Below are 8,716 nucleotides of genomic sequence, written 5' to 3'. Positions count from 1 at the left end.
ATCAACCTGGAAAGCTCGTACTCGGATATGCCGATCGGTTGGCTGGAGCCCTCCACTGCGTACTGTGCCAGCACATTGTCTTTGCCTTTGCAGATGAGAAGCCCAACCGTAGGTTGGTCAACCTCGCTCTTCAGGATGTGGTTGACCGCCACGACGTAGGTTCCGAGCTGCCCCACGTACTCCGGCCTGAAGTCAGCGGCCTTAACCTCAATGACCACATAGCAGTGAAGTGCGGCATGGTAGAAGAGCAGGTCGATCCACTGTTCCGTCTTCCCCACCACCAGACGGTACTCCCGACCGAGAAGAGCAAAGCCCGTCCCCAGCTCCATCAGAAACTGAGAGATATTGGTCATCAGGGCATCCTTGAGCTCACGCTCGTCGTAGTCGTCGCGAATGGTGAGAAAGTCGAACTGATAGGGGTCACGCGTGATCTCCCGAGCGAGGTCGCCCTGCGGGGCGGGAAGCGCACTCGAAAAGTTGTTTACCGCCTTGCCCTGACGCTCATAGAGGCCACTATCCAGATAGTTGAGCAATACGGCGCGTGACCAGCCGTTCTCCACGGTCTTGCGGATGTAGAACTCCGCTTTCTCACGGCTACCATGACACTTGTCAATAATCGTTCTGATATGGCCCCATGGGACAGAGAACAGCCCCTCGCAGGACGGCAATTCTGCCACAAGTTGTGGCAGAATTGCCGAGCCCACAGGAAACAACTCGTAGAAGCGCTTCATGTACCGAAGATTGCGCGGTGAGAGGCCCTTGGCATCGGGAATCTCTTTCCTAAGATCCCTGCTCAGCGTCTCGAAGAATCCCGAGCCCCACCGACTCTCAGCGTGCAAATCAGCAATGTCTTTTCCCAGCCGCCAGTAGAACAGCAGCATCTCACGGTTTACCGAAACCGCCGCCTTGATCTGGCTGCAACGATACCGCTCACTCAGCTCCTGCACCCAAGCCAGGTACTCAGGGTCGTTCTTGATAATCGCTTCCGCCATGGCGCCACCTTCCCGAGAGACTTCCTCAGGCTTAGTGTCGCTCAGGCACCGGACAACAATTAGCGCTCGCGCTTACGCTGGGGAAGCAGCCTCTCAGCGCAATTTGACACGCCTTTCGTCCGGGGCTCTATGACCTTCCCATCAGGACGTTGAAGAGAGCGGCCCGCTCTCGATGAAGCGGCGAACCGTCGACGAGGTCTACTCCCCCAGCTGACCCTCCCGGTCACATTCAGAGCAGTACGTGTTTAGCGTCTTCCCCGCACCCATTCCCTCGTCAATCTGCCTCAGCCTCTGAAGCCAGCGCCCGATGCAGCCGGACTCCAGGAAGCCCAGAAGGGCGCCGTCACAGAAGCGCTCGGCCCTAACCGCCCCTACGAGCAATGCCATGACCGTCTTGCCGTCAAGAGCGGAGACGTCGGCACCCTCCATCGACTCACTCCCCCACTCCAGGCCTGCCCTCTCGAGGATATCTGCATACCGCGTGAGACACAGCTCCGGGTGATTGTCCACGAAAGACATGATCGAACTCTCAAGTGCGCTCACTGTCCGGTTGTGCTCCACAAAGGGGAAGCAGATAGGGTCGTCGGCCGTTCCGGCGTGCTCATGGTCAACAACCCGTACGCCAAAGTCCCCTTCACGATCAAGCAGCGGAATGAACCTTGTCAGGCTCTCAAACACCGCGACTCCCGTCAGTTACTTAGCGAGAAGTACGATCAAGATCAGAAGCAGCAGGACAATGACGGTGCGCTGGAAGCCAGACGTCTTATAGACGATGAAGTTACCGTACTCGGTTCCACAGGCCTAACCTTCACTGCAATCATCCCTCCGGTCAGGTGGAAAACTACCTAGAGTTCGAAGCTTCTCCACTCCCTATAATGCCGGACTAGCACTTTGAAGTTGTTATCCTACGCCCCGCCAACGTACCTGATAGGGTTCTGCCCGTAGAACAGGTCCGTGACGAGACGATCCTTGTAGCGCTCGCGCAGCTCTTCGCCGGCAAGGTTGCCCACGAACTCTACGCGGCCCTCTGCAGGAGGAATGTCGCCGTCACGCCTCATGAGCTCGCCAGTGTGAAACCAGCCCGCGACACGGTAGACCTCAACGACCTTACCGTCATGGACGCCAAGAGCAAGCCGGATGTTGCGCACGCGGTCGAGACTTACTGCCCACTCCCTACGGACTCGCTCGTAAAGCCCATACCGAGAAGACAGCACCGACGAATCGACGTTGGTGATCTTGATGAGAATCGCAGGCTCGTCGAAGTCGGACTCTCGAAGCTGCGTTGCAACGTCAACACTCGTCATCATGCGTCGTCCCCTGGATTCAGAGCCGGTAGTCACTCTTCAATTGTATGCACTCAACAGCCCGGCACCTGCGCGCATCCGTAGCATTCATTGTCCTCTCCCCTGCCCGAGGGGTCGGCGTATGAGAACACAAAGTTCCGCCGCTCGATGCAATGGGGTAGTGTCGCGAAGAGTGATGTAGGGGCCTCTGCCCAGAATCTCTGATGAGCCGAACCTACGCCGCCATCGCCCCCTCTTTAAGCCCGGAGAGCACGACGATCCTCGCCCTCCTCGGCGAGCCCGACCGTCGCGAACGCGTCTTGAGGCACAGTGTCCATTGCGGTCTCCGTTTCCTCGAATCCCTCTCTTGGTCGAAAGAGATTCTAGGACGGAGGCCGCGTCTACTTCAGGTCTCCCTTACACCACATTTCGCGACGCGATCTCCTCGACCATCAGCAGAAGAGTTCTCATGTCCTACATCGACAAACAAGCTCGCGTCAACTTGCTGCATGGATACATTTCTCCCACAAGCTGTGGGAGAAAACCGCCGCCGCAAGGACGCGACTAGTCATCTAGATGCTCGAGTATCCAACCCTTGACACGCGGGTAGTCCTCTACCGCCGTCTTGTATACGGCTTCAAAGCGCAGCGTGTAGTAGCCGTGCGCATACACGTCGCGCGTGCGAGCGGCATAGCGCAGTTCACTTCCGGGGTAAGCTGCGTAGAAGTTATCTGAGAGATGCTTTGCCAGTTCCCCGATGTTGATGGACGCCATCGCCGCGGCGCGCTTTACCGTCTCGTCCGAGATAAACGCATCCAAGTCGACACCGTTCAGCAAGCTCTCGAGAAAGGCAATCTCCTCCAGAATCTTCTCGAGGACATGTTTGTCAGGCTGCCTCATAGAGCGACACCCTCTCCCCCACGTCGAGAAGAGCTTCCTCGGGAAGCGGCTCCTGCACAAGGTCCACGGGGACGCTCAGGCGGCTTTCCATGGCCTCGAGCACTCGCGCAAGAGTAAAGAGACTCACCACCGAAGAGGAAAAAGAGATGAGAAGGTCGACGTCAGAGTCATCATCTGCTGCGCCTTTGGCGTAGCTCCCGAACAGGGAGACGCTGCGAATGCGGGCGTCATCGGGCGCCGCCGAGTTATACTCCACCGCCACGGAACTCACTGCGTCGCGAATCTCTTCAAGCGTGTAGCACATGAGCGCCTCCCTCCCGCATGAGTTGATTGTACCCAGCTACTCCGGGAGCAAGGCGGGGAAACCGAGTGCAACCGCACGCATCCGAAGCAACCCCGTCACGAGCCAGCCATACAGCTCGTCCCAGTTTTCGGGGCTCACGTCCGCATCCAGTCGCACCTGCAGTTCGCGCGTCTTCTCGCTCGGCTCGCGCCAGGAAATCTTTCCGCCAAGGTCGGCAAGCAGCGCCTCGACCTCTTCGCGCCGCGCGACAAGTCCCTCGTACAGCGACGCATCCGTGAACCACAGATTCACACCGACCCAACCATCGCGCTGCGCGAAGTACGCCGTCGCATGAACGCCCCGCATGCCCAGCCCGAACGTCGCATACCACCCGTTGTTCTCTGCCCTACCCGACGGGTCGGCATACGCGGACACAAAGTCCTGTCGCTCGGCGCAATAGTCGTAGAAGCCGTCCCAGAAGAGCGACTTGAGATCAGGGTTCGTAACCTCCGCAAGACACTTCGCCCGCACGTCATAGAGCAGCGGACCGCTCTCCCCCACACGCCAGTACCTCCACCCGTTGGCGGCAACATACTTCCCGGTCACGAGCTCCTTCACCCGCGTCGCCGCACGTGAGGGGCTGTTGAGAACATCCCCGTTGAAGAGGCGAATGCCGTAGTCGTCGGTCACCGTGGCAACAACGGCACGGTCGCCCTCGCTGGCAACCAGCTCAGCCCCCGGAGCAATCTCTGCCATGGTGCAGACCGCCCTGAACGTCATAGACTTCATCGCGGGCGCGGCCTTCTTGACCGGCTTATACGACGCCACAACATCGGCACTCAGCTCCGGGAACGGCCAGACCTCGAGAGCACGCTCTGCCAGCCGCTCGGCACGTTCGCGGATAGCGCTCTCATCCCACACGTCCAAGTCGTGCAGCTCCTTGGAAATCACAAGGTAGTCCTGGTCAAAGCCACCCTTGAGATGCGCCTTCTTCTCCGCGAAGGGTGCGTCGGAGAGTTCAGGGTTGTACGCCGTGAGCGTGAGGTTGCCCAGCGTGTTGATGAGCTCTTCGTAGACGCGCTCGCAATCATCCCCGAGCATCTCGCGCCACTCCGCACTGTTGAGCGCGTTCTGCGGCATGATGTGCTCGATGGAGAAGTTGCCGCCTGAGAAATCCAGCGGGTCCTTCACGTGATAGCTGTTCTCGAGCGTGGAAAGCAGGTAGAAGCCGCGCTTGAACGCGTAGCAGTCGCGCGTCCTCAGCGCCCGCTCGAACTCCGCGTCGCTCGGCATGCGTCGAGCCGTCCCCTCCCCTCCCAGAAGAATCGCCTCATAGGCCTCGCGGATGTTGCCACCGTCATCCCGCACCGCGTTCAGCCGTGCGATCACGGACGAGAAGAACTTGTTCAGGCTGTTCGTCGCGACGTCACACACAGAGCGACGGAAGAGGTAGCTCTCCGTGGTCCTCAGCATGGAGGCGAAGTCATCATGCGTGAGGGCATCGCCGACATAGTCCTCGAAGAAGGACATGAGCAGCGGGTTCACGACGGAGACGTCAAGCTTCTGAATACGAGCGAGAAGAACGCGGAGCACCTTGTCCTCACAGGCACCGGCCGTGATGCACGCGTAGTGCCCTGCATAGCGGCGAATCTCCTTGAGAAGTTCCGCCATCTGCCCAGGCTTGTCGTAGCCATTGTCCATGACGTGCCGCTTGAACAGTCGGTACACGTCACGTGCGGCAATGCTGGTCGGCGCGTTGATGACCGTCAGCCAGTTGCGCAAGAACTCGTCGAAGACCTCGTCATAGCTGTCCGCACCGAGCGTCTCCTCGATCTTGCGCCAGTAGTTTGCATAGAGGTCCTCCTGCTCATCCATGGGAAGGCCCATGAGCACGAAGTTACGCACGAGATCAGCCGTGGAGAGGTCCTTGCCCGTAGAGTTCATCGACTCGAAGATGAGCTGCGGGTTGTCCTGGCCCTGCGAGAGTGTGATCGCCACAATCTCAAGGCGCTGGATACCGTCCCAGACCACATTGGGGTCGTCAATGTTGCTCAGCCACGTGCGGAAGAGAGCAAGGTTGTCGACGATTCGGTGGGACTCATTCACGACCTCGACATCCGGGTTCTCCAGGCGGTCGACAACGGAGCAGAGCGTCTTTTCGTCGCCTTGCGAGAGGGTGAGACGGTAGTGGTCCTCCCCCTTCTTGTACTTGAGGACAAGGTAGCCGCTGTCGATGATTTCCTCGTAGGAGACATGCGTCAGCTTCTCAGGGTGCTCCCGGGCATACTCCGCCATCGCAGCGATGAGCAGGCTGAGCGTGGTGATGCGCTGCTGGCCATCAATGATAAGGAGCTTGTTCACGCCCGAGGCGCTGAACTCCCCGCCCAGCACCATGACCACGGAGCCTGTGAAGTGCGTTCCGGAGCTTCGTCGCCCAATGGCGACAATGTCATCCCAGAGCTGCCGGCACTGCTCCTCGTCCCACGAGTAGGCGCGCTGATAGACGGGAATGACCATCCGCTGGTTAGCAGGGGTAAGCAGGCTGACAATTGACTGTGGTCCAGCGTTCATAGTTGGGCTCCAGCATGAGGGATGAAGGACAAACTAATTCTACTCAGTGATACGAGATGGTGAGACGGAAAGCGGTATTGAAAGACAGAGGCCCTCTTGACGATTAGCTCCAGCGTCGGCGCAGCACGCATACGAATCTGACGAGATGCTGCATCAATCATATCGAATAGATAGAATAGACTTGAGGACGGCGCTGGCGATTTTTCGCCGACTATTGCATAGTGCATTAGTACGGGTAAGCCCTAGCCTACGGCTGAATTCTGTCTCCCAGGAGATTTATACCGAGAATTACAATAGCGTCGTCCTCGTTATCTGATTAGGGAGCATGCCTTATGGCCGAGAAACAGCCACTGGATCAGTATCTTCCGCAATTGATTGAGAACACAAGGTTAGCGAGAATTCTATCGGAGAAGCGACTCCTAGAGTTTGACACTCTACTAAAACATGCAACAATTTATTACGCCTGTATAACTACTCTACTTTCTATAGTGCCGCTTATTTTGACAAGTTCTTTTGGGAGTTGGCAGGACCGCATAACATTCCTCTCAATTGCATCAGCAATTATTATAACGATCTGCACGATCTACGCCTCTGGACAAAACTATGCAGTTAGAGCGGAACAAATGAGGCATGCATATTTAGAACTGCAGCGGCTCTGGCTACAAATTGATACTCTAAAGGTGGACTCAGAAGAATACGAGAATGCACTATCCGAAATTGCCGGGCGTTACGTTGACATAGTTGCAAGCACTGAGAACCACACCGAGAGCGACTATCTATTTGGCGTTGGAGATAAGGTCACAGAGGCTGACGAGACCATCCGTCGCGCACGGTACATACTACTTAGGTTCATGGTGTATATCGGCCTGCCCATTCTTCTTGTTGCGATATCAATTCTTGTGATTGGGTAACCATGGCTGCATCAGAGTTGTTTAAAAATGGATTTCGCGAAAATCACCTAAAGTTCTTATTCTTGCAATCACTTTACGGAACATCTTCGGTAGGCATTGACTACATAACTACGGAGAGGTTTTTCTCAAACCTTGATTCTTACGTTTCCGCAATATCCAAAAAAGCCATCTCAGGGAGATACTCATTTACCCCCTATCGCCAATTACTGGTTAGCAAGGGCGCCGGGAGGTCTCCGAGAGTACTTAGCATTCCGACTGTCCGCGATAGGCTAACGTTGAAAGCTCTTTCCGATATCCTCGGAAAGACGTTTGGGGAGCGCTGCAAAACTCCTCAGCCTCAATTGGTCGTTTCTGAGCTTGCTAGTGCTATATCAGCTAAAACATACCCCGCATACATCAAGCTTGATTTGAAGGATTTCTACGGAAGTATCCCGCATGAACCACTAATCAAGACTATTCGATCAAAAATCAGGAAACGAGAAATACTGCAACTCATTCAGTCTGCAATTTCAACTCCCACCGTTCCGTTCGGGTTTAAGGCAACTCGCCCCAATGAAAGCGGATTGCCTCAAGGCCTTTCTATTTCAAATCAACTATCGAATCTATATGCTTCGAAACTTGACGCCGCCATTATGCGTAAATTTCCAAAGGTACTGTATAAAAGATATGTCGATGACATTCTCATACTTTGCTCATACGATGAAATCTCACATATTAAGTCGTATGTCGAATCCACTATTCAAAAACTTGGCCTCAGACTTAGTGAAGATAAGTGCGTCGATGGGATTATCGATGCCAACGCTATTGAATACCTTGGCTACCAATTTCAGGATGGGATTATCTCAGTTCGTCAATCGTCGAAGAGGAAAATAGAGAGCTCACTCGAAAGAAATATTAGAGCGATTTCACACTCTAATAAAGTAGAGAAATCTACGGATAAAGCCTGGCTTTACAAGGATTTGTATAGACGCATTACTGGTTGCAAAGTTACTTACGATGGGATTAGCTATACAAGATATGGCTGGCTGTTTTATTATTCAAGGATCAATGATATCGCGTATCTCGGCAAGCTAGATTCGTTAGTCCGTAAGCTTGCAAATAGGTATAACGTTAGCCTCGGTGGAGATTTACCCAGATTCAAAGCGGCATACTATCAAATGCGCTTCAATGGTCGTGAAAGCAACTACTTCCCTGTATTTGATTTCAGTCGGCCTGCTACCGATATTCGCGCGCAACTTACAGGTCTAGTTGCCAAAGAAATCATTGACTCCTACTCGGACGAAGACATAAAGCAGCTATTCCAACAAGTTGTAAATCGAATAATTAGAACTTTGGAAAAGGACGTTGGAGTAGTCTCGTAGCATCAAGCTGGTTTTCGCAAATTGGGTTATAGGCGAGACCGACTTACGAAAAACTCAGTCATCAGAACTGGATGTAGTTTTGATTCTTGTGCACTGCCCGAAAGCCCCCTAGGTCCCTCTGGTTCGATTGCTTGTCCAGCGGCGTTTAGTTATGTCTTGTTGAGCGGCGTTGTCCAAGGAGCGCAAGTTTGGACGCATCATCAAGACTCAAATTACTAAATGATATAGAGATGTAAGACATAAAAAAATTATCTCTGCAATATCCAAGTGCTCAAAGAGCACCGATGCACACGGCAGTCCTTTGGTTGCCGCCGGCATACTCCCTGATACCGAAGAGCTCGAGCAGGGCATCGGAAACCTTGCCTCCTGGACAAAGCGCATAAGATGGCGAAGGGAAGGAAAGTGACGCTGCCCA

At 54.6% G+C, this 8,716-nt stretch carries 8 protein-coding genes; 2 read left to right on the top strand and 6 right to left on the bottom strand.

The annotated features are described in order from the left end of the window. From H6A23_RS02720 to H6A23_RS02695, 6 genes are all read right to left on the bottom strand, one after another. On the bottom strand, nucleotides 1-992 hold a 992-nt coding region (locus H6A23_RS02720), incomplete at its 3' end, for a PDDEXK nuclease domain-containing protein (RefSeq protein ID WP_204830658.1). Between the two features lie 198 nt (nucleotides 993-1,190). Next, complete coding sequence (locus H6A23_RS02715; protein WP_204830657.1) at nucleotides 1,191-1,670, bottom strand: DUF6508 domain-containing protein; 480 nt, start codon at nucleotides 1,668-1,670, stop codon at nucleotides 1,191-1,193. Nucleotides 1,671-1,897: 227 nt separating this feature from the next. Next, nucleotides 1,898-2,299 carry a hypothetical protein gene (locus tag H6A23_RS02710; RefSeq protein ID WP_204830656.1) on the bottom strand — a complete coding sequence of 134 codons (402 nt, stop codon included), beginning with the start codon at nucleotides 2,297-2,299 and terminating at the stop codon, nucleotides 1,898-1,900. Nucleotides 2,300-2,839: 540 nt separating this feature from the next. Continuing rightward, a complete protein-coding gene (locus tag H6A23_RS02705; RefSeq protein WP_204830655.1) occupies nucleotides 2,840-3,175 on the bottom strand; it encodes a HepT-like ribonuclease domain-containing protein in 336 nt (111 codons plus the stop codon). Next, a complete protein-coding gene (locus tag H6A23_RS02700; RefSeq protein ID WP_204830654.1) occupies nucleotides 3,162-3,479 on the bottom strand; it encodes a nucleotidyltransferase family protein in 318 nt (105 codons plus the stop codon). Before H6A23_RS02700 ends, H6A23_RS02705 begins: the two co-directional genes overlap by 14 nt. A gap of 36 nt (nucleotides 3,480-3,515) precedes the next feature. Beyond that, on the bottom strand, nucleotides 3,516-6,029 hold the full coding sequence (locus tag H6A23_RS02695; RefSeq protein ID WP_204830653.1) for a DUF4268 domain-containing protein: 2,514 nt from the start codon (nucleotides 6,027-6,029) through the stop codon (nucleotides 3,516-3,518). A 332-nt stretch (nucleotides 6,030-6,361) separates the two neighbouring features. On the opposite strand from H6A23_RS02695, the gene H6A23_RS02690 reads away from it, so the two are divergent. Both H6A23_RS02690 and H6A23_RS02685 read left to right on the top strand, forming a co-directional pair. Continuing rightward, complete coding sequence (locus tag H6A23_RS02690; protein WP_204830652.1) at nucleotides 6,362-6,940, top strand: SLATT domain-containing protein; 579 nt, start codon at nucleotides 6,362-6,364, stop codon at nucleotides 6,938-6,940. Between the two features lie 2 nt (nucleotides 6,941-6,942). Beyond that, on the top strand, nucleotides 6,943-8,301 hold the full coding sequence (locus H6A23_RS02685; RefSeq protein ID WP_204830651.1) for a reverse transcriptase domain-containing protein: 1,359 nt from the start codon (nucleotides 6,943-6,945) through the stop codon (nucleotides 8,299-8,301). The last annotated feature ends 415 nt before the right edge of the window (nucleotides 8,302-8,716 follow it).

The organism is Olsenella uli (assembly GCF_016900775.1).
In the GTDB taxonomy this organism is placed as follows: domain Bacteria; phylum Actinomycetota; class Coriobacteriia; order Coriobacteriales; family Atopobiaceae; genus Thermophilibacter; species Thermophilibacter uli_A.
This window is presented reverse-complemented; position numbering and strand designations above follow the sequence as displayed.

Excerpts from the sequence above, each read along its gene's own strand:
- H6A23_RS02700 (WP_204830654.1), bottom strand. The coding sequence starts at position 3,479 with ATGTGCTACACGCTTGAAGAGATTCGCGACGCAGTGAGTTCCGTGGCG.
- H6A23_RS02710 (WP_204830656.1), bottom strand. The coding sequence starts at position 2,299 with ATGATGACGAGTGTTGACGTTGCAACGCAGCTTCGAGAGTCCGACTTC.
- H6A23_RS02705 (WP_204830655.1), bottom strand. The coding sequence starts at position 3,175 with ATGAGGCAGCCTGACAAACATGTCCTCGAGAAGATTCTGGAGGAGATT.
- H6A23_RS02695 (WP_204830653.1), bottom strand. The coding sequence starts at position 6,029 with ATGAACGCTGGACCACAGTCAATTGTCAGCCTGCTTACCCCTGCTAAC.
- H6A23_RS02690 (WP_204830652.1), top strand. The coding sequence starts at position 6,362 with ATGGCCGAGAAACAGCCACTGGATCAGTATCTTCCGCAATTGATTGAG.
- H6A23_RS02685 (WP_204830651.1), top strand. The coding sequence starts at position 6,943 with ATGGCTGCATCAGAGTTGTTTAAAAATGGATTTCGCGAAAATCACCTA.